24 protein-coding genes are annotated in these 20,720 nt (G+C 57.6%); 5 read left to right on the plus strand and 19 right to left on the minus strand.

All coding sequences use genetic code 11. From position 1 onward, the window contains the following. The first annotated feature begins 54 nt into the window (after positions 1-54). A complete protein-coding gene (locus AC2FLJ_RS08910) occupies positions 55-897 on the plus strand; it encodes an ATP-binding protein (RefSeq protein WP_496705339.1) in 843 nt (280 codons plus the stop codon). 59 nt (positions 898-956) lie between these two features. On the opposite strand, the gene AC2FLJ_RS08915 is transcribed toward AC2FLJ_RS08910, so the two are convergent. From AC2FLJ_RS08915 to AC2FLJ_RS08935, 5 genes are all read right to left on the minus strand, one after another. After that, a complete protein-coding gene (locus tag AC2FLJ_RS08915; RefSeq protein ID WP_496705342.1) occupies positions 957-1,601 on the minus strand; it encodes an SDR family NAD(P)-dependent oxidoreductase in 645 nt (214 codons plus the stop codon). Between the two features lie 41 nt (positions 1,602-1,642). Then, positions 1,643-1,891 carry a hypothetical protein gene (locus AC2FLJ_RS08920; RefSeq protein WP_058271935.1) on the minus strand — a complete coding sequence of 83 codons (249 nt, stop codon included), beginning with the start codon at positions 1,889-1,891 and terminating at the stop codon, positions 1,643-1,645. Positions 1,892-2,159: 268 nt separating this feature from the next. Continuing rightward, positions 2,160-3,683, minus strand: coding sequence for an amidophosphoribosyltransferase (purF, locus tag AC2FLJ_RS08925; protein WP_108858447.1), 1,524 nt, complete (start codon positions 3,681-3,683; stop codon positions 2,160-2,162). A gap of 36 nt (positions 3,684-3,719) precedes the next feature. Next, the gene (locus tag AC2FLJ_RS08930) at positions 3,720-3,860 is read right to left on the minus strand and encodes a hypothetical protein (RefSeq protein WP_282118284.1); all 141 of its coding nucleotides are present in this window, start codon (positions 3,858-3,860) and stop codon (positions 3,720-3,722) included. A gap of 42 nt (positions 3,861-3,902) precedes the next feature. Beyond that, a complete protein-coding gene (locus AC2FLJ_RS08935; protein ID WP_496705345.1) occupies positions 3,903-4,499 on the minus strand; it encodes a hypothetical protein in 597 nt (198 codons plus the stop codon). A gap of 164 nt (positions 4,500-4,663) precedes the next feature. Here AC2FLJ_RS08935 and AC2FLJ_RS08940 point away from each other — a divergent pair, with 164 nt between their 5' ends. Next, positions 4,664-4,999: a hypothetical protein gene (locus tag AC2FLJ_RS08940; RefSeq protein ID WP_233493437.1), complete on the plus strand. Its 336-nt coding sequence runs from the start codon at positions 4,664-4,666 to the stop codon at positions 4,997-4,999. Between the two features lie 204 nt (positions 5,000-5,203). Here AC2FLJ_RS08940 and AC2FLJ_RS08945 read toward each other — a convergent pair whose 3' ends face one another. From AC2FLJ_RS08945 to alr, 8 genes are all read right to left on the minus strand, one after another. Beyond that, entirely contained in the window at positions 5,204-5,803 is a 600-nt protein-coding gene (locus AC2FLJ_RS08945; protein ID WP_496696593.1) for a CvpA family protein, read from the minus strand. Between the two features lie 40 nt (positions 5,804-5,843). Beyond that, positions 5,844-7,205, minus strand: a complete 1,362-nt coding sequence (radA, locus tag AC2FLJ_RS08950; protein WP_058278214.1) for a DNA repair protein RadA — start codon at positions 7,203-7,205, stop codon at positions 5,844-5,846. 120 nt (positions 7,206-7,325) lie between these two features. Further along, positions 7,326-8,108 carry a DNA repair protein gene (locus tag AC2FLJ_RS08955; RefSeq protein ID WP_496705347.1) on the minus strand — a complete coding sequence of 261 codons (783 nt, stop codon included), beginning with the start codon at positions 8,106-8,108 and terminating at the stop codon, positions 7,326-7,328. Positions 8,109-8,255: 147 nt separating this feature from the next. After that, the gene (locus AC2FLJ_RS08960) at positions 8,256-8,705 is read right to left on the minus strand and encodes a paraquat-inducible protein A (protein ID WP_496705349.1); all 450 of its coding nucleotides are present in this window, start codon (positions 8,703-8,705) and stop codon (positions 8,256-8,258) included. A gap of 4 nt (positions 8,706-8,709) precedes the next feature. Beyond that, positions 8,710-9,156 (minus strand): hypothetical protein, encoded by a 447-nt coding sequence (locus AC2FLJ_RS08965; protein WP_496705351.1) that lies wholly within the window; start codon positions 9,154-9,156, stop codon positions 8,710-8,712. 2 nt (positions 9,157-9,158) lie between these two features. After that, positions 9,159-9,905: an ABC transporter ATP-binding protein gene (locus AC2FLJ_RS08970; protein WP_496705353.1), complete on the minus strand. Its 747-nt coding sequence runs from the start codon at positions 9,903-9,905 to the stop codon at positions 9,159-9,161. Then, the gene (locus AC2FLJ_RS08975; RefSeq protein WP_058271809.1) at positions 9,902-10,684 is read right to left on the minus strand and encodes an MlaE family ABC transporter permease; all 783 of its coding nucleotides are present in this window, start codon (positions 10,682-10,684) and stop codon (positions 9,902-9,904) included. The genes AC2FLJ_RS08970 and AC2FLJ_RS08975 overlap by 4 nt, the downstream gene beginning before the upstream one ends. Next, positions 10,681-11,715 (minus strand): alanine racemase, encoded by a 1,035-nt coding sequence (gene alr / locus AC2FLJ_RS08980; RefSeq protein WP_496696584.1) that lies wholly within the window; start codon positions 11,713-11,715, stop codon positions 10,681-10,683. The genes AC2FLJ_RS08975 and alr overlap by 4 nt, the downstream gene beginning before the upstream one ends. 230 nt (positions 11,716-11,945) lie before the next feature. Between alr and AC2FLJ_RS08985 the strand changes: the two genes are divergently transcribed. Continuing rightward, positions 11,946-12,485, plus strand: coding sequence for a GNAT family N-acetyltransferase (locus AC2FLJ_RS08985; protein ID WP_496696582.1), 540 nt, complete (start codon positions 11,946-11,948; stop codon positions 12,483-12,485). Between the two features lie 3 nt (positions 12,486-12,488). On the opposite strand, the gene AC2FLJ_RS08990 is transcribed toward AC2FLJ_RS08985, so the two are convergent. From AC2FLJ_RS08990 to AC2FLJ_RS09015, 6 genes are all read right to left on the minus strand, one after another. Then, entirely contained in the window at positions 12,489-13,979 is a 1,491-nt protein-coding gene (locus AC2FLJ_RS08990; RefSeq protein ID WP_058278098.1) for a replicative DNA helicase, read from the minus strand. Positions 13,980-14,204: 225 nt separating this feature from the next. Then, entirely contained in the window at positions 14,205-14,885 is a 681-nt protein-coding gene (locus tag AC2FLJ_RS08995; RefSeq protein ID WP_108858457.1) for an orotate phosphoribosyltransferase, read from the minus strand. A gap of 143 nt (positions 14,886-15,028) precedes the next feature. After that, positions 15,029-16,210: an ammonium transporter gene (locus AC2FLJ_RS09000; protein ID WP_496705359.1), complete on the minus strand. Its 1,182-nt coding sequence runs from the start codon at positions 16,208-16,210 to the stop codon at positions 15,029-15,031. A 160-nt stretch (positions 16,211-16,370) separates the two neighbouring features. Beyond that, positions 16,371-16,847: a CinA family protein gene (locus AC2FLJ_RS09005; RefSeq protein WP_108858459.1), complete on the minus strand. Its 477-nt coding sequence runs from the start codon at positions 16,845-16,847 to the stop codon at positions 16,371-16,373. Beyond that, positions 16,844-17,341, minus strand: coding sequence for a phosphatidylglycerophosphatase A family protein (locus AC2FLJ_RS09010; protein WP_282118294.1), 498 nt, complete (start codon positions 17,339-17,341; stop codon positions 16,844-16,846). The genes AC2FLJ_RS09005 and AC2FLJ_RS09010 overlap by 4 nt, the downstream gene beginning before the upstream one ends. Further along, entirely contained in the window at positions 17,338-18,468 is a 1,131-nt protein-coding gene (locus AC2FLJ_RS09015) for a bifunctional 2-C-methyl-D-erythritol 4-phosphate cytidylyltransferase/2-C-methyl-D-erythritol 2,4-cyclodiphosphate synthase (RefSeq protein ID WP_496696579.1), read from the minus strand. Before AC2FLJ_RS09015 ends, AC2FLJ_RS09010 begins: the two co-directional genes overlap by 4 nt. 184 nt (positions 18,469-18,652) lie before the next feature. Between AC2FLJ_RS09015 and dusB the strand changes: the two genes are divergently transcribed. Further along, complete coding sequence (gene dusB, locus AC2FLJ_RS09020) at positions 18,653-19,636, plus strand: tRNA dihydrouridine synthase DusB (RefSeq protein ID WP_496696577.1); 984 nt, start codon at positions 18,653-18,655, stop codon at positions 19,634-19,636. Beyond that, complete coding sequence (locus tag AC2FLJ_RS09025; protein ID WP_496696576.1) at positions 19,633-20,697, plus strand: two-component system sensor histidine kinase NtrB; 1,065 nt, start codon at positions 19,633-19,635, stop codon at positions 20,695-20,697. The genes dusB and AC2FLJ_RS09025 overlap by 4 nt, the downstream gene beginning before the upstream one ends. The last annotated feature ends 23 nt before the right edge of the window (positions 20,698-20,720 follow it).

Genomic DNA, 20,720 nt, shown 5'->3' on the forward strand with positions numbered 1-20,720 from the left:
TGTTGCGCCCGGCGGAACATGGTTTGAACCCCACAAGAACGACCGGAGGCGCCTATGAACGACCAAGCCCTGAACCGTATCGCTGACGCCTTGGAACGCATGGCACCGGCCCCATTGGCCGCGCCCGACTTCGAAGCTGCCCCGGCTTTTGTCTGGCAAGTCGAGCCGGACCGGCTGGAGCCGGTCAAACAGGTCAACCGTGTCGATCTGGATCTGCTGGTGGGTATCAACCGCTCACGCGATACGTTGCTGGACAACACGCGCCGCTTTGCGGCCGGGTACAAGGCCAACAACGCGCTGTTGTGGGGCGCTCGGGGTATGGGCAAATCCAGCCTCGTTAAAGCTGCCCACGGTACGTTGCAGGCGGAATTTCCTGACCTCAAACTGGTCGAACTTCAGCGTGAAGATATGGGCTCGGTCGCGCGCCTTCTCAACCATCTACGCGCCGCTCCGCACCGGTTCATCCTGTTCTGTGATGACCTGTCTTTTAGCCACGACGACCAGCACTATAAGTCCCTCAAGGCGGTGCTGGACGGAGGCATCGAGGGCCGCCCCGAAAACGTTGTCTTCTACGCGACCTCGAACCGCCGTCACCTGATGCCGCGGGACATGATCGAAAACGAACGCTCCAGTGCAATCAACCCGTCAGAGGCGGTCGAAGAAAAAGTCTCGCTCTCCGATCGGTTCGGCCTGTGGCTGGGTTTTCATCCCTGCGATCAGGATGAATATCTTGCGATGATCGACCGCTATTGCGCGGCTCATGGCGTATCCGTAGACGCCGAGATCCTGCGCGCCGAGGCCATCGAATGGCAAGCCACCCGGGGCGGACGCTCGGGTCGCGTGGCATGGCAGTTCTTTGTCGATCTGGCTGGGCGCAACGGCGTACATATCACGTAATCCGCCCGCTACATCTGGCCAAAATATCCCCACCGGAGGCATGGCTAAAAGGGCTATACCTAAAACAGCGTCAGAATTCTGGCCGCCTCATCCGCAGGACTAGTCAACACATCGCGGTCTTCGCCGGGGTGGAACCGAGCGCGCACAGCCGTGGGCATTGGCGCGGGTTCCACGATGGACACGCGCGGACCTGTACGTTCTGTCTCTACCGCCCAGCTGCGGGCAAGCGCCAGTTGCGCGGCTTTGGTTGCGCCATAGATGCCATAGAACTTCTCACCCGCCTTGGGATCGTCAAAAAACACCGCATGGCCGCTGTCGCCCAACAGGGGCGCAATATACGGGATCAGAACCGACGTGGCTGTTGCGTTGATGTTGACCGCCTTCGTCCATTCCTTGGGGTCCACGAAATGCACAGGCGTCAGGGCCGAGGTGTGGACTGCAGTGTGCATCCACAGATCAACTTTGCCCCATCGGTCATGAATCCCCCGGCACAGGGTCGCCATGGCGTTCGGGTCCGCGATGTCCATCGGCGCAAGCGTGGCCGCGCCACCTTTGGCTTTGATCCGGTCGTCTAACTCTTCCAGCCCACCAGTGGTGCGGGCGACGGCGACGATGTGATACTCGGGTGCCAGAGCTTCGGCCAGGGCAGCACCCAATCCGCGCGAAGCCCCGGTGATGAGGGCAATTTTAGTCTGATCGGTCATAAGGGCGGTTTGAACCCATGCGCGCAGGGCGTCAAGGCAGATTAACTTCCGGGGATGACGATCCGCTTGGTCTGGCCGCTTTGTCGCAGCATGACGCCTTCGTCATCAATGGCAATCACAGTGCCCGACGACACCCGGCTGCCGGGCTTGACCTCTTTGACCCGGCCTGACGACAGGCGCACCAACGCACGCATGTCAGCTTTTGGACCAAAGACGCCCAGCACAGAGACTGAGTTCTTCTTTAGCGCGCCCGTCTGTGTGGCCGCGTTTTTGACGTTGGCGTTTGACATAATTTTCGGCCTGGCCACGTTGGCCTGACCCCTTATTTTATGAGTGGTTCGGCAAATGCGCTATCAAACGAAGGACGGGAACTAAAGAGGCGGGGATTGCGTGATAGCGCGGCTGAATAGCTGCGTCGCCGAAGTTCCTGCAATTGCGGTTTCTTCATCGAAAAGTTGTGCGCGAAAACCAACCGATCAGGCGTGGCCCATACGTGAAAAGGTCCGCATCGCAATTGCGAATCGGGCCATCACTGCAATCTGATTCGCGGGTATGTCCTTAGCCGGACGCTAGTTTGGCCGCGTTCCAGGATCCGCCGGGCACCTGCATGTCCTGCTTTTTCTTGCTGACTCGGCTGCTGTTTTCGAGGCTGTCCAGATAGTCTTCGCTGACGCTGCCGGTGATGTAGTTACCGTCAAAGCACGAGCAATCGAAGGATTCGATATCCGGGTTGCCTTCCTTGGCGGACCAAATCAGGTCATCGAGGTCCTGATAGAACAGGGCGTCTGCGCCCAGCTCCTGCCGGATATCCTCAATGTTCTTACCGTTTGCGATCAACTCATGCTTGGTGGGCATGTCGATGCCATAAACGTTTGGAAACTTCACCGGTGGCGAGGCGCTGGCGATGAACACCTTCTTGGCCCCGGCTTCACGGCACATTTGAACGATCTTTTTGATCGTGTTGCCGCGCACGATGGAATCGTCGATCAGCAATACGTTGTGGCCCTTAAACTCCAACGGAACGGCGTTCAGCTTGCGGCGTACGGATTTCTGACGCTCTTCCTGACCAGGCATGATGAATGTGCGGCCTACATAGCGGTTTTTGACCAGACCTTCACGATAGGGAATGCCAGTCGCCTTTGCGACCTCCAACGCCACTGGGCGGGCGCTATCGGGTACGGGGATGATGCGGTCGATCTCAAGGCCCGCAGCCTCGATCTGGCGCGCCAGGGTCTGGCCCATACGCATCTGGGTTTTGTAGACCGAAACACCATCCAACAGCGAATCCGGACGGGCCAGATAGACGTATTCGAAGATACAGGGAGTCAGCTGGCCCTCGACTGCCTGGAACGTGTGCATGTTGCCATCGAGGTCAATCAGGATGGCCTCACCCGGTTTCACATCACGCAGCTTTTCAAATCCGTTGATGCCGAATGCCACGTCTTCGGACGCAAAGGCATAATCGTCGCCGTCCCCATCCACATCGCGCTTGGCAACCGACAGGGGGCGAATGCCGTAAGGATCGCGGAACGCCAGCATGCCAACACCGGCCACCAGACAGATCACTGAATAGGCGCCCTGAACGCGCTCCATCGTCATCTTCACACCGGCAAAGATGTTGCGGATCGGTTCGGCATTGCCATTGACCTTGATTGCGTCGGCCACTTTGTCGGCCAGCACATTCAGCATAATCTCTGAATCCGACGTGGTGCGAAGATGACGGCTGTATTTGGCGGTGACTTTCTCGCGCTGCTCGGCGGTGTTGGTGATATTGCCGTTATGGACCAAATAGATGCCATAGGGCGCGTTGACGAAAAACGGCTGCGCCTCAGCCGCGCTGAGCGATCCGGCCGTAGGATAGCGCACATGCCCCATACCGACCTGTCCCAGCAGGGTCTCGGCGTCACTGGCGTTAAAGACGTCTTTGACCAACCCGTTGGCTTTCTTCTCACGGAAGAATTCGCCGGTATAGGTCACAATCCCCGAGGCATCCTGACCCCGGTGCTGCAACATCAGCAGCCCGTCATAGATTTCCGCAAAGACATCATGTGTCCTGCTTGCGATCCCTAAAATGCCACACATATACGGGCTCCAATTTCCATGACGTGTTTATGTTGATTAGGTGTGCGGGTCGGGCCGTCTGGACAGCGATATCTGTACGCATTGCCGCCCGGCCGATTGGCGGCGCAAACACGCCAGCGTCGCAAGGGCAAGCGCGCAAGAAAACAGATACAGCAAGATCGGCAGCTCCGATTCCATGTCAGTTCGCCACTCACATAATGCCTAAGCGCGCCTGTGTCATCAAAGGATCACATTCGCGATTTGACGCATGCGGATTTTGTCAAAAACAACATGAAAAGGTGACAGGGACCGCAGGCATGTGGTGTCATGGTCGACATAGTGAGTTTTCGGCAATGATAAAGGTTCGATCGGATACCCGCCATGTGGCAGCACAAACAAGGAAACAAAAAAGAAGAACCGGTAAAGCGCCGGTGTCACCGATGCAGGGGTATGGGGCGGGCACCTTGCCAGATCTGTAACGGATCGGGTGAAGTCATCAAAAGTCGCGACATTCACGGAAAGCCGATTTTTAATCGCTGCGACGGTTGTTTCGGTTTGAAGACGATCAGATGCACGGTTTGTGCAGGCGAAGGGTTCGTCTGAACTCGAAGATTTACTAAGCAAAAATAAACGGGTGTAGCTGCGAACCAGTGCCCTTTTTTTGTCGAAAAGATATCTCGAAAACTCTTCAGCTAATTGTTTTTGTACCGGGCTCTGACAAGCGGGTATCTGGTGGGTCTGGTCGGGCGCCCGGAATGGGACCGGATTAGACGTGATTTCCTTCCACAGTGCGCCATCAGCGTCAGTTTTTGGGGTTTTGGTGTCATTATGATACAATCCTAGCGTTGAGACTCTCTGGTAGCTCAACGGGAAAAGTAGTCATTACAATCTCGGATTTGTCGAAAAGGATGTGTTTCATGTCTTACGGGCTTTGTAATTTTCAACTCAAAAGTGTGCGTTCATTTCTGAGCGTGGCAGTCATTGCTGCAGGCTTTGGAGCCATGACGACGACAACAGCGTTTGCGCAGGTTTTCATGACTCAGGAAGAGCTTCTTGCCACAATACCTGGCGGCCAGTTGTCTGGCGTCTCTAACAATGACGGAAAGACGCCGTGGATTCAGGCATACAGCAAGGCAACAAGCAAGAAGAACGGCAAACTCAACGGGCTTTGGGACGGTAAGGACAAATACACGGGGGACTGGTTCGTCAAAGACGATCAGTGGTGTGAGAAAGGGAATTGGGGGCAAAAGTGCTGGAGCGTCGAACGCATCGGCGCAAACGAGTTTCGGATCTACGAAAACGGACAACCGAAAAAGAACACTTGGAAACTCAAGTAGAAGTGCGCTTTTAGGAGGGTTTTGATCGGGATGTGTGGGTTTTTTGAAGACCCGGCAAGACACCCAAGAAGTTCTTAATGACAACCGTTCAGTGAAAGATCTTCCAGACAATTACAAAAGCTCGGGCACAAACGAAGACGAGCCGCCGGCAATGCGGCGGCTCGTTTCAACAATTGCAGCATGGGTGGGACCCGTGCCAGGCATTTATTCCGTAGTCGTGGGGGCCGTCAGATCCTCGGCCGGTGCGGAACCTTCCGTGCAGCTGGCGACCAGTTCTTCATATTGGCGGGTGACCCAGCCAAGAGCCGCTTCGGGGTTCTGTTCTTCGATCTTGTCGCTGAACTGCTCGAACACCTTGGCCGAACGGCTTTCGTCAACGATCGTATAGGATTGACCCGTCATGACCGTGTCATAGACAAAGAACGCGATGGCAACCAACAGGATGCCGCGGGCGATGCCGAAGAAAAAGCCAAGTGCCTGATCCAGTCCGCCCAAAGCAGATCGCTGGACGATCGACGAAAACAAGGGCGTAAAGATGCTGACAATAATAAGTGCAACTGCAAACACTGCAGCAAAGCCCGTAATGACGGACAATTCGCAGCTGTCGCGCAGGAAATCCCCAACAACCGGAATCTCTTTGACCAGTGGCACCGCTTGGGGTGCGAAAATAAAGGCCAGCACTGCGGCTGCGACCCAGCCTGCGATGGCCAGAACCTCACGTAAGAAGCCGCGCGAATAGGCAAGAATGCCTGAAACGACGACGATCAGGGCAACGACCCCGTCAATTATTGTAAAACCTTCCATGGCCCTCGCCTGTTTTTTTTCTGCCCCTCAGGGGGCGACTTTAACCTGCTCCGAAGGTTTCGCCAACAAACCCAACCAAATCAGAGGGTCGGGTGAGTGTCAGACCTGCCACAGTACCGGTTTTGCCGCCCGCCGGAGCGATTGCCGATGTGAAACCAAGTTTTTGGGCTTCTTTCAACCTGTTTTCGGTCTGTGGGGCCGGTCTAAGTGCCCCAGATAACGAGATTTCTCCGAAAACAACGGTATCTGCGGGCAGGGCTGTGTCTTCTCGGGCACTCAGAAGGGCTGCGGCAACGGCCAAATCTGCGGCGGGTTCACCGATTTTCAATCCGCCTGCGACATTGAGGTACACATCGAGACCTGCAAAAGGGATGCCGCAGCGTGCTTCAAGCACGGCGAGGATCATTGCCAACCTTCCACTGTCCCAACCGACAACGGTCCGGCGTGGTTGTGAATGTGGAGACGGGGCCACAAGCGCTTGTAATTCAACCAAAACGGGGCGTGTGCCTTCGATCCCGGCAAATACGGCTGACCCAGGGCTGGGTGTGCCGCGCTCGGACAGAAACAAGGCCGATGGATTGGTCACCTGTGCCAGGCCTTTGCCTGTCATTTCGAACACGCCGATCTCGTCCGCAGGGCCAAAGCGGTTCTTGACCGCCCGCAGAATGCGGAACTGATGGCCGCGCTCGCCTTCGAAGTAAAGGACGGTGTCGACCATATGTTCGACGACGCGAGGACCTGCAATTTGACCTTCTTTGGTGACGTGGCCGACCATGATGATTGAAACACCGTGTCGTTTCGCAAACGTGGTCAATTCATGCGCAGCGGCCCGGACTTGTGACACCGAGCCCGGTGCGCTGTCCACATTGTCGGCCCACATGGTCTGAATCGAGTCGATGATGGCCAGACCGGGTTTCTCAGCCTCAAGCGTCGTCAGAATGTTCCGCAGGTTGGTTTCGGCGGCCAGTTGAACCGGTGCGTCCTCTAAACCCAGACGGCGCGCGCGCATGCGCACCTGAGCGCTGGCTTCTTCGCCAGACACGTAAATCGTCTTGACGCCCGCACGTGCAAACCGCGCTGCGGCCTGCAACAGCAACGTCGACTTGCCAATCCCCGGGTCGCCCCCAACCAGCAGGGCCGAGGCCGGGACCAGACCGCCACCCAAAACGCGGTCCAGTTCTTCTACGCCGCACAAAGTGCGCGGCGGCGGTGTTTCCTCGGTCGACAGGTCCGTGAGTGTAATGGACTGGCCACGTTTGCCGCCGAGGGATTTCTTTGCAGGGCCAGCCGAAAGAGGCACGTCTTGCGTGATTGTGTTCCATTCACCGCAGCCGTCGCACCGACCGGACCACCGGGAATGCGTTGCGCCACAGGCCGAGCAGGAGAAAGTTGTCTTTGCCATTCGGCCTTGGTGCCCGAGCGCGGGCGGTTCTTCAAGCCCTTGCAGGGCTTTCATCTCCGCCGGTGGCGCGCCGCGTCCTCAGGCCCGATGGGCCATCGTTCCCGGCGGGCGCTGTCGCGCCTATTCGGCGGCGCGGGGCGGCGACATCGCTATGACGCTCGATTTCTTGGGATCGCGGTCGTCTAGGGGCGATTGAAGCTGTGCCGACAATTCGGGCAGCAATTCAAACAGTTCGTCCCGCAAACGCGCCAGCTGCGATTTGGCAATGGATTCTTCCATTTCGATATCGTGGGTCCATTGGCGCAGCTCATGCTGGATGACCTGCGCTTCTTCGATCCGCTTCTGGAACGTTTCAATCTCTTCCTGACGTTGCTGCAGGAACGTGCGGGCGCGGCTGACGCGGGCATCGCCATAGGTTTCCGCCAGCTCTTGGCTGATATGGCTCATTTGTGCGGCCAGCTCCAGGATTTCGGGTTCGAGCGATTGCAGGTCGGGGTGGTGGCGCAGGAAGGCCATCCTTTCCTTAACTGCGTCGAATTCCGAGGACAGCAGAAACGTTTCGCCGCGATCCGCTGAATGGGCCAATTGGTAGGCCTGAGCCACGTCATACATGTTCAATGAGAACTTACGATGTGACGTTTCAAGCGCCATCATCCGGGCATTAGCGGGCAGATAGAACGCCAGCATGAGAATCAGCACGGTCAGGCCGATCTGGATATACATGCCCGCGTCCATGGCCGGATCGTTGCCGAAACCGGCCTGCATGGACAGCCAGGGCAGAACCCCCAAGGCGGATAAAAGACAGGCACCGACCAGGAACAATGCCGCAGTGCAAATGAGGAAAAAAGTCAATCTTAAAAAGGCATTCTGAAATTGCAATGTGATGTTGTGGAGGGCAGTCATCTTAGACGAACTCCTTTTGAAACCGGAACACACCAGCCCAAAGCGGGGAACATCTAACACACACAGAATGATCCGCTCAGGACCGAAACTACAAAAATTTTCTGCTCGAAATATAAAGATGATACTCAGATAAGCGTTTTCAATCAATTACGTCTGAGGATTTCGTGATCCGCGTGTCATTTCGGTAATGTGGCCCAATGCGAGCGAGGCCAGAATGCACGCCGTAAACAGGTAAAGACCCCACGCGGTTTGGATTGTGGCGTAAGAGATTCCCTTGGCCAGCGTGATGTAAAGCGCGATGAGGAAAATGTCGGCCATAGCCAGTTTCCCGAGGATGTTGAGTGCGGGTTGGACGCGTGGGTCCAGCATGTCCCATTGGATCAGGGCCGTACCGATTGTTTTGATATAGGGCGCAAACAGGGCGAAGATGGTGACGATCAGTGCCAGAAAGACGTCTGATTTCCACAGCGACTGCAGGCCGGTGATGACGCTGATCTCGCTGAGGCCGAAGACCGGCAGGAACCCCGCGCGCATCAGCGGGGCGAACCATGCGATGGGGTAGAGGATCAGGAGCGAGAGGGTAGCGAGGCGGAGCATGAATCTATATTTGGGTAATCAAAATAAACAATCCAACCAGAAAGCTTGCAAAGTCGATTTTCCATGCTTTTCCAGCCCATTTTCGCAAAAATAGTCTGCGGCAGTTAAGCCCTAAAAAGATGCACGTAATTCCCAGAGTGATATTCAGTGCAGGGATTTGTGCATTTTCTGCCCAGCGCAATCCAAAGTAGGCCACCACGATTAGAACAACTACCGCTATCCAAGTCAGAACGGTTGCTTTGGCATTGCTCTCGTCTTCGGCTAACAGTCCGAACCTCCAGCCGAGCTGTTTTGTTTGAATAAGGGTCTGAGATTCGTCGTATTTGCTGTTCGAAAACTGTGGCTTCGCGAAGGCGGGAAAAACGCCGGATGTAGAGATCACAATACCCGCCAAATACGCAAGGCCCAAAAGCCTTATGAAATCTGATAGTTCTATCAGGCTGACGTTCATCTTTATCTTACCGCCTCAATCGGCCCCTCTGCGCTCCCGCTGATGAATTGCTCCACGTAGGGATCGCCCGAGGCATCCATCTGGCTGACCGGGCCGGTCCATTGGATGACCCCTCCGTGCAGCATGGCCACGTTGTCGGCAATCGCGCGGACCGAGCTCATGTCATGGGTGATGGTCATCGCGGTGGCGCCCATCTCGGTCACGATCTCGCGGATCAGATCGTTGATGACGCCGGACATGATCGGATCCAGGCCGGTGGTGGGCTCGTCAAAGAAAATGATCTCGGGCTCGGCCGCGATGGCGCGGGCAAGGCCTACGCGTTTCTGCATGCCACCCGACAGTTCGGACGGAAAGCGGTCGGCCACGTCGGATTTCAGGCCCACGCGGCGAAGTTTCTCGATGGCGATCTCACGCGCGTATTCGGCGGGGCGCTTCAACGGACCGCGCAGCAGGCGGAAGGAAACGTTCTGCCAGACGGGCAGGGAATCGAACAGCGCCGCGCCCTGAAACAGCATTCCGAAGCGGGCCAGAAATTTATCACGATCGCCCTTGGCCGCGTCTTTGCCGTTCACGTAGATCATGCCGCCGTCGGGCTTGATCAGGCCCAGAATGCACTTCAGCGCCACAGACTTGCCGGTGCCTGAACCACCGATGATGACCATCGAGGTGCCCTTGGGGATCTCAAGGCTCATGCTCTGCAGAACCTGATTGTCGCCAAAGGCTTTTGCTACGTTCTCCATCCTGATCATACCGAGAAGAACACCCCTGTGAGAATGAAGTTGGCAGCGAGGATCATGATCGCGGCGGATTCGACCGATGACTTGGTCGCTCGGCCAACGCCTTGCGCACCCCGGCCCGAGTTCATGCCGTAATAACAGCCCATGATGGCTGCGATCAGGCCGAAGGCTGCGCCTTTAACCAGCGATGACACGATGTCTTTGGTTTCAAGGAAATTGACCGTGTTTTGCAGGTACGTGGCCGCGTTGAAACCCAGATTTTGGGTCGCAACCACATAGCCACCTGCGATGCCGATGACATCACCGATCCCGACCAGTAAGGGCACGGTGATGAGTGCGGCCAGAACCCGCGGCGCCGTCAGGTATTTCATCGGGTGGGTCGACAGGGTGACCAGCGCGTCAATCTGCTCGGTCACTTTCATCGTAGCGATTTCTGCTGCAATGGATGAGGTCACGCGCGCGGCGATCATCAGACCAACCAGCACCGGCCCAAGTTCGCGCACCATGCCGATGGCAACGATCTGGGGTACCACGGCCTCGGCGTTGAAACGCGCGCCGCCCGCATAGATTTGCAAGGCCAGCGCACCACCAGTGAAGATTGCGGTCAGGCCAACAACCGGCAGCGACAGCCAGCCCACATTCATCAGGGCAACGGCAAACTCGCGCGGATAATAGGGCGGCCGAAAGATGTGCGAGATCGCGTCCAGCGCGAAAATTCCCACCTTGCCAAAGTTGGCAAGCATGGACAGGACAGCACGGCCCAGCCCACCCAGCACGGCCAAAGGGTTCATTCGACGTATCCCCGGGAAAAACGCGTGCCCAGCGACGTCAGGATTTCATATCCGATGGTGCCGGCGGCTTCGGCCAGGTCGTCGACTGTTTGATGTCCGTTCAGAATGCGCAGGCGTTCGGGATCTTCGGGCAGATCGGTGACGTCTACCGTGATCAGATCCATCGAGATGCGTCCGACAACAGGGCAAGGCTGGCTGCCGGAAAACGCGTCGATCCCACCGCCGATGGCGCGGTGCAAACCGTCTGCGTAACCAGCGGCAACGGTCGCAATGCGAGAGGGGCGGCGCGCGATCCAGCTGTTGCCGTATCCGACCGATTCACCGACCTCGACCGGGCGAACTTGGATCACCGGCAGGTCAACCGTCACCACCGGTTTAGCTTCGGCAAAAGGCATGCCGCCGTACAGGCCGACGCCGGGGCGGCAGAAATCAAAGTGGAATTCGGGTCCAAGAAACGTACCGCCTGTGGCCGCCAGCGACCTTGGTGATGCGGTGCCATCAGTCATCTCGCGGAAGGTCTTTAGTTGCTGGCGATTCATTGGATGATCGGGTTCGTCCGAACAGGCCAGGTGCGACATCATTACGACGGGGTTCAGTGCCTCGGCCTTTGGGCGCAGTTCAGCCCAGTCAGCAGATTCCAGACCCAGGCGGTTCATGCCGCTGTCCAGCTGAATACCAAAGGGATGATCTGGAAGCGCCTGTTGATGGCGCATGAATTGCTCGGGCGCATTGATCAGCGGCGTCAGATCGTGATCGCGCAGTAGATCGGTGTCACCTTCCATATGACCCGAGAATACAGCGATCATCGGTCCGGGGCCGATGGCCTTACGCACGGCAACCCCTTCTTCGGCAACTGCAACAAAGAATTTGCGAACGCCTTCCTCTGCCAGGGTCGCGGACACAGGCTCGGCCCCCAGGCCGTAGGCGTCAGCTTTGACCACGGCGCCGGTCTCGACATCCGTTTTTGCATCGAGCGCGCGCCAGTTGCTGGCCAGCGCCTGAAGATTAATCGTCAAACGTGCGGTACTCATGGAACCGTTCATGACATTGGATCACGGCAGGTCAAGGGGGTAGACGGCTATAAATGCAAACTTGTCCGCGTTCATGGGCAACTATTGGCCAACGGTGCAAGGCATTGGCGTAAAAACATGTTCGGCTCGCCTCTGCATCGCCATTGTATCCGTCCTATGTTCAACCGGGTGCATCGGCGTGTAATCGTTGAACCAGATACAGACCCACGGACGATTGGAGAGAGTTCACCATGAAATTCACGACAGGGAAAGATGAATGGGAGGCCGCGCTGCCCGGCTTGTTCAGGAGGGTGTTCACGGCTTCGGAAAGCGATGAAGAAGGGACCGCGATCGGCGCGTTGGTTTCGGATCTGTTGGCCACAACGCCTGACGGCGATTTGAGTGCAGCCATTGCCCATGATGGCCCCCAAGTGCTGGGTTGCATCCTGTTTTCGCGGCTGCGCTTTGACCAAGATCCGCGACAGGTGTTCCTGATGTCGCCGGTTGCCGTGCGTACGGATCGCCAGAAAGCGGGGATAGGGCAGCGACTGATCGCGTTTGGGTTGGACGAGCTGCGCCGTGACAAAGTGGATTTTGTGGTGACTTACGGCGATCCGAACTACTACGGCAAAACCGGGTTTTTGCCGATTTCAGAAAAAGTCGCCCAAGCTCCTTTGCCGTTAAGCCATCCGCACGGGTGGTTGGGGCAATCGTTGACAGGGGCTGAGATGGCGCCGTTCAAGGGGCCATCTCAATGTGTCAGTGCATTCAACAAACCCGAGCTGTGGTGAGGATTAATACCCCTCAATCTGTCCGTCCTGTTGCCACGGTTTGACCAGGTTTCCAAAACGGGTGAACTGCGCCTCGAACGAGAGGTCGACCGTGCCGATGGGACCGTGGCGCTGCTTGCCGACAATGACTTCGGCCTTGCCGTGCAGACGTTCCATGGCCTGCTTCCACTCTTCCATCTTTTCGAGTTCGTGATCGCCGGGCTTTTCGCGTTCCTTGTAGTACTCCTCGCGGTACACGAACATCACCACGTCGGCGTCCTGTTCGATCGAGCCTGATTCCCGCAGGTCGGACAATTGCGGGCGCTTGTCGTCGCGATTTTCTACCTGACGCGAAAGCTGGGACAGGGCGATCACTGGAATTTGCAATTCCTTGGCGATGGCCTTCATGCCCATCGAAATCTCGGCAATTTCGTTGACGCGGTTTTCGGCCATTCCCCGGCATAGCTGCAGGTAGTCGATAACGAGCAGGTCCAAACCATGTGTCCGCTTCAAACGGCGTGCCCGAGCCGCCAACTGCGAAATCGGCAGGGCGGGCGTGTCGTCAATGAAAAGCGGGCAGGCTTCCAGTTCCTTGGCCGCGTCGACAAAGCGGCGGAACTCGGACTCGGTCATGTCACCTTGGCGGATCTTATGGGATGAAATTTCGGAGGCTTCAGCCAGAACACGACCGGCCAGCTGTTCGGCACTCATTTCCAATGAGAAAAAGCCAACGACACCGCCGTCAACCGCGCCCTCTGAGCCGTCCGGTTTCAGCCCACGTTTGTACGCCTTGGCGACATTGAATGCCACGTTGGTCGCCAGAGAGGTTTTTCCCATCGACGGACGACCGGCAAGAATGATCAGGTCAGACGGGTGCAAGCCACCCAGTTGTTTGTCCAAGTCGGCCAGACCGGTGGAAATCCCTGCCATGCCACCACCGCGCTGGTACGCTTCGTTGGTGACGTTGACGGCTTCTGTGACCGCCTTGAGGAAGGATTGAAATCCCTGTTCGGTCTGGCCCTGCTCGGATAACTGATAAAGCTGTTGCTCGGCTTCGACGATTTGTTCTTTTGGTTCGCTGCTGATGTCGACCCGCGCTGCCTTGTCCGAGATATCGCGGCCCAGGCGGATCAGCTCGCGCCGGATGGCCAGATCATAAATCATCTGGGCATAGTCATGCACCGCAAAGGCGCTGATCGATGCGCCTGCCAGTTTGACCAGATAGGCCGGGCCACCCAGTTCCTGCAGGCCCTCATCCTCGGCCATGAAGGATTTTAGTGTCACCGGCGAGGCCAGTGCATTCTTAGCAATCCGGGTCGAGGCGACCTCATAAATCCGGGAGTGAACCGGGTCATAGAAATGCTCGGCCCCGATGATTGAGGCGACCCGATCATAAAGATCGTTATTGGTCAGGATCGCACCCAGAAGCTGCTGTTCGGCCTCAATGGAATGCGGCATGGTTTCGGCGTTCTGAATCCGAGCTGCTGCCTGCTCGATGCTGCTTATCTCGTTCATTTTGTCCCCGCTGCCCTGCGGCGCTTTCTACACGCTATTTTGGCGTGTCGGCTATCTGGAAATACCTGTGGCTAACTATGGATAAAGCCTTGGGATAACTTTCCTGACAGTTTGGATACCTGTGTATGCGTAGCTTATTATGTAGGAATTGGGGGGAAAGTCACCAGATATCGTGGCCGGTCGACCGATTCTTCTGGGCTTATCCCCAATCTGTCCACAAGAGGTTTACGTGGATTTATTTGCTTCCTGCCAGCCACGCGGGTCTTTCAGGAAGGCTTCGACACCGTCAAGTGTTTCCTGATCAAAGGCTTTCTGCGCTTTGGCCTCGGCCAGAACATCCCACCATGTGCACAGGTGATGCAGTTGGATGCCGTGGTCGCCCAAGGTTTTTTCGGTCTCGGGGAAGATGCCATAGTAGAAAATGACCGCCGTGTGCCCACAAGTGGCACCTGTTTCGCGGATCGCATCCACGAAGGACAGCTTGGACCCGCCATCGGTGGTCAGATCCTCGACCAGCAGAACGCGCTCACCTTCGCTCATCGCGCCTTCGATACGGGCATTGCGGCCATAACCCTTGGGCTTTTTGCGCACATAGGTCATCGGCAGCGCCATACGTTCGGCGACCATAGCGGCGAATGGGATGCCCGCGGTCTCACCGCCAGCGATATTGTCGAATGCCTCAAACCCGGCATCTCGCATCACGGTGACCGTCAGGAAATCCATCAGGGTCGACCGTATGCGCGGATACGAGATCAGCTTGCGGCAGTCGATATAGGTCGGGCTGGGCAAGCCGCTGGCCAGTGTGAACGGCTCACGCGAATTGAAATGGACGGCCTTGATCTCCAGCAGCATCCGCGCGGTCAGGCGGGCGATTTCGGTGCTATCGGGGAAAGAGCTGGGGATCATGGTGCAACCTCGGGACAAAATGACGTTGCGGGCTGATAGCCTGTCCCCCGTCCCAGAGTCGAGAGGGGTGTGCGCAAAAGAAAAGCGGACCTCACGAAGAGGCCCGCTTTGGCCCTTGCGGGCAAGAGGCAGCCAAGGTGGGCTTAGCTGCTCATGTCATAGGCACGCTCGCCGTGTACCGAAAGATCGAGCCCGTTTGTCTCGGTTTCTGCATCTACGCGAAGCGGGGTGATCAGCGCAACCACCTTGATCAACACAAATGTGACAACTGCCGTAAAGACACCTACGATGACCAGCCCGCCCAACTGCGCGGTCCAGGCACCCAGGCCGAACACAGCGATCATGATGGTGCCAAAGATGCCGCCTACGCCGTGCACCGCGAACACGTCCAGAGTGTCGTCGATGTTCAGCTTGTTACGGATGATGTTCACGGCCTCCTGACACAACACGCCTGCTAGGGCACCGATGATCAGCGCTTGAACCGGATCAACATATCCCGAGGCTGGGGTGATAGAGGCCAGACCCGCAATCGTACCTGTAACCAGGCCCACCATCGAGGCTTTGCCGTATTTGATGCGTTCATACAGCGCCCATGTCAGCGATGCGGTTGCGGCTGAGATATGAGTGACTGTTATCGCCATAGCGGCACCGCCATCTGCCGCCAATTGTGAACCGCCGTTGAAGCCAAACCAGCCAACCCAAAGCATCGCGGCGCCGATCATGACGTAGCCAGGGTTGTGTGGCGGGGTTGTGCGGTTGCGGCGCGGGCCAAGGACCACGGCGATGATCAGCGCGGCCAGACCTGCCGTTTCATGCACCACAATGCCACCGGCAAAGTCACGCACGCCGATCTCGCCCAGAATGCCGCCATCGGTCAGAATGCCGCCGCCCCAGATCCAGTGGACGACAGGTGCGTAACACAGCAGCATCCACAGGCCCGAGAATATCATGACAAACCCGTAACCCACACGTTCGACATACGCGCCAATGATCAGAGCCGGAGTGATGATTGCAAAGGTCATCTGAAAGGCAAAGAACAGAACCTCGGGCAGGGTGCCCGACAGGCTGTCGACATCAACTCCGTTCAGGAAGGCTTTGCCAAGACCGCCCCACAGGCCCGATCCGCCGTCACCAAATGCGATCGAGTATCCGGCGTTCAGCCACAGGATGCTCATCAAACAGGCGATTGAGAAGCAGTGCATGAAAACGCTCAGCACGTTGCGGGCGCGCACGAGGCCGCCATAGAACAGGGCGAGGCCCGGCAATGTCATGAATAGGACCAGTGCAGTTGCAACTATGATCCAGGCGGTATCGGCTCCGTTCATCAGCCGGTCTCCTCTGTGGCGTCTTCAGCTTGCGTAGCTGGCGTTGAAGCGGAGAGAAGGCGGGGAAAAAAGAGGCAGAGGTGGTTTTTGACGCCTGTTTTAAGGGCCTTTTGTGAACCGGTGATTAAATGAGCGCCAAAATGAGTGGAGTGCTAGATTATTAAGCAATTGACGAAAGGCCGTGCGACAACAGGTCCAAGGCATGATCGCGGGCGGTCAGCCGCACCTTGTCACGCCCCAACGCTCCGAATTCCACGGTTTCGGTTATCGTCTTCTGCCCGTCCACTGCCAATCCAAAGCACACGCGGCCTTCGGGTTTGAATTCGGATCCACCTGGACCCGCGATGCCGGTGATGGACACAGTCAATTGCGCGTCTGAATTCCTCAACGCGCCATCGGCCATCTCTTGCGCCACTTCCTCGGACACCGCGCCATGAGTTTCCAGCGTTTCGGGCTGCACACCCAGCATCTGCTGCTTGGCTTCATTGGTGTAGGTGACAAACCCGCGATCCACCACGGCCGAGCTGCCTGGAATATCCGTCAGTGCGGCAGCGACCATGCCGCCGGTGCAGCTTTCGGCTGTCGCGATCATCACGCCTTGCGACTTGGCGCGGTCAAGCAAAGCGGCGACATTCATAGGCCCAGAACACCGTGTGAGATGCCGGCGAGAACCAGAACGCCGATCCCGGCAAAGACGCCGGCGATCACATCGTCCAGCATCACACCCATCGCGTCACCTTTGCGGTCAGCCCAACCCACCGGGCCGAGTTTCGTGATGTCGAACAGGCGAAACAGAAGGAAACCTGCGATCCAGCCGGGCCAAAGGGCTGTGATATCAATTCCATGCGCCCAAGATGGGTAGGAAATGGCCCAAAGCGCGATGAACTGCCCGGCTACTTCGTCGATGACGATTTCGGACGGGTCGTGATCTTCCTGCCCAGTAGTCATCACTTTGGTGGCCCACAGGCCACCGACAAAAACGGCCACAGTGGCGATGACCAACAAGGGAAATCCGCCCAGCGTATGCAGAACCCAGGCCAGGGGCAGGGCGGCCAGAGATCCCCATGTTCCTGGTGCCGGGCGCAGATATCCGACGCCGCAAACCGTCCCGATCAATTGCGCGGCGTTCATGACTTCACCAGACAAGCTGTCGCCAATGAGGCGATGCCTTCGCTTCGCCCGGTAAAACCAAGGCGTTCGGACGTGGTCGCCTTGACCGAGATCTGATCGACGCGCAGCCCCATAATGCGCGCCATTTCTTCACGCATCGCGGGCGCGTGCGGACCGATCTTTGGGTATTCGCAGACCAGCGTGCAATCAACATTCGAGATGTTGTAACCCATCTGGACCGACAGCTCGACCGCGTGGCGCAGGAAGATCTCGCTTGCCGCGCCCTTCCATTGCGGGTCCGTGGGCGGAAAGTGCTGGCCAATATCGCCCTGCGCCAGCGCGCCATAGATTGCATCAGTAACCGCATGCATGCCGACATCCGCATCCGAGTGGCCCTGTAGCCCCCGGTCATGCGGAATTTTGACGCCGCACAGGATCACGTGATCCCCGTCGCCAAAGCGATGCACGTCATAGCCGTTGCCCAGTCTTACATCCATGTCCGTCCCCAATATGCGTTCCGCCCGGGCAAAATCCTCGGGTCTTGTGATTTTGATGTTATCGGCGTCGCCTGGCACGATCACCACGTTCATGCCAGCGGCACGGGCGACCTCGACATCGTCCGCCGCGCCGCCAGAATGGGCCGCGTGCGCCGCGACAATCGCGTCATATCGAAAACCCTGAGGGGTCTGGGCTGCAAAAAGACCCGTCCGGTCCTGCGTTCCGGTCACTACGGCTTCGTCACCGGTCCAAAGCGCATCTGTGACGGCCAGACCGGGTGCTGCAGCCTCATTCGTGGCTAGGGCGGTCAGGACGTCCGTAATAGTCTGGTTGTTCACGCAGGGGCGGGCGACGTCGTGAATCAGGACATGTTCGATCCCCATCCCATCCAATACATCCAGCCCGTTCCGTACCGAACCGGCGCGATCGCTGCCACCTTTTGCCAGCAGCAGATCAGAGCCTAAAAACTCATCCCAAGCGTTCTGAACATCCTCGGACAGCACCAGAACAATATGATCGACCTGATGGCGAAACCGGTCGATGGTCCAATCCGCAACTCTGCGTCCGGCTAATGGTCGCCATTGCTTGGGAATGCCGCCTCCGGCGCGCAATCCGCGTCCTGCGGCGACGATGATGGCGGCGGTGGTCATTGGGCGAATTCTCCGATGATTTGAGCGCAGTGTTTAAGCTGCGGTGAATGTAGAGGCAATCACCCGCGTCAAGTTGCTTAAAAAATAGGCAAGTGGTGATTTTGCAAGCTTGTTTCCTGCCGTTTTGTTGTTCATATGCGCCGAATTCGATATCTAAGACGCAACTGCCCAAGGATTAAGCACGTTGACCCTGCACCTCGCCGACAAAACCTTAAATCCGCCGGTCATGCTGGCCCCGATGGCCGGGATCACCGATCGACCGTTCCGCGATCTGGTGATGCGCTTTGGCGCGGGCATGGTCGTCAGCGAAATGGTCGCTAGTCAGGAAATGGTGCAGGCCAAACCGGGCGTGCGGGAACGGGCCGAGCTGTCTGCTGACGTTGAAAACACCGCTGTTCAACTTGCCGGGCGCGAGGCGCATTGGATGGCCGAGGCTGCGCGTCAGGTGGCCGATCGCGGCGCCCGGGTGATTGATATCAACATGGGGTGCCCGGCAAAGAAGGTCACGAACGGCTATTCCGGTTCGGCGCTGCTTAAGACGCCGGATCACGCACTGACGCTGATTGAGGCCGTGGTCGACGCTGTCGACATTCCGGTTACTCTGAAAACTCGTTTGGGCTGGGACGACAACCTGCTAAACGCGCCGGACGTGGCGCGCCGGGCGCAAGGTGCAGGCATCCAACTGATCACGATCCACGGGCGTACGCGATGCCAGTTCTACAAGGGACGCGCGGACTGGCAAGCGATCCGTGCGGTGAAAGAGTCAGTCTCGATCCCCGTCATCGCGAACGGGGATATCGTAGATACTGATGCAGCGCGCACGGCTTTGGACCACTCAGGCGCCGATGGCGTCATGGTTGGACGCGGGGCACAGGGTAAGCCATGGCTTCTGGCCCAGATGTGCCACGATTTATATGGCGCACAAGCGCCGGTCATCCCCGCCAATGGCGACTTGATCGACATGGTGCGCGGTCATTATGAGGCGATGCTGGACTTTTACGGCACCGATCTGGGTCTGCGCGTGGCACGTAAACATCTTGGCTGGTACATGGATGAGGCCGCGACCCCGGCAACCCTTCGCCGTGCGGTATTGACCTCGCGGGATACCGCCGAGGTGCTGCGCCTGTTGGGCGATGCCCTGAACGGCGACGCAGAGGCAGCAGCATGACCTCGGACCAAAACATCTGGGCATCGCTGCCGGTTCCGGCTTTCATCATTGATGCCGATGACCGGATCACTGATGTGAATTCCGCCGGAGAGGGGTTCCTGAATGCGTCCCGCAATGCAGTCATCGGTCACCCGGTCTGGGACCAGATCGCCGTGGATGCCCCACTGGAAGAAGCGTTTTTGCGTGCGCGCCAACAGGGCACACCGCTTTTCGTGAATGATGTCGATGTGGGGTCAGGTAATCGGGCGCCGCTGCAATGCGCTTTGCAAATTGCGCCGCTGCTTGGGCATCCGGGGTCAATGATCATGACCATGTCCCCACGCGAACTGGCAGGGCGGATGACGCGGGGCAACACGGTAAAATCTGCTGCGCAATCGGCGATTGGCATGGCCGAAATGCTGGCGCATGAAATCAAGAACCCGTTGGCGGGGATCACCGGGGCCGCCCAGCTTCTGAGCATGAATATCAGCCAACAAGACCTTGAACTTACAGATCTTATCGTTGCTGAAAGCCGGCGAATAGTGAAGCTGTTAGAGCAGGTCGAGCAATTTGGGAACCTGACCCAGCCAGATTTCAAACCAGTCAACATCCATGACGTTCTGGACCGTGCGCGGCGCTCAGCGCTGTTGGGTTTTGGCGCGCATATGACGATTATCGAAGACTACGACCCCTCGTTGCCGCTGGCCTATGGTGACCCGGATCAACTTTTGCAGGTGGTGTTGAACCTGCTCAAAAATGCATCCGAGGCGTCCCCCAAAGGCGGGACAATCCGCCTGCGGACGTATTTCGAACATTCCTTCCGCCTGCGCCGCAGCGACGGTTCGGGGCATTCTTTGCCCCTGCAGATCGAAATCATCGACGACGGCCCGGGGCTGCCGGACAAGATCCGCAGCGACATTTTCGATCCGTTCGTGTCGGGCAGGGAAAACGGCACCGGTCTTGGGCTGGCGCTGGTCAGCAAAATCATCTCGGACCACGACGGCTGGATTTTGGCCGAGTCGGTTCCGGGACACACCGTATTCCGCCTGTCCCTCAGACGCGCGCCGCGTGACGCGACCTGAGATGGACAACCGGGCAGAGATAG

It is taken from the genome of Ruegeria sp. CDSA034 (assembly GCF_059612275.1).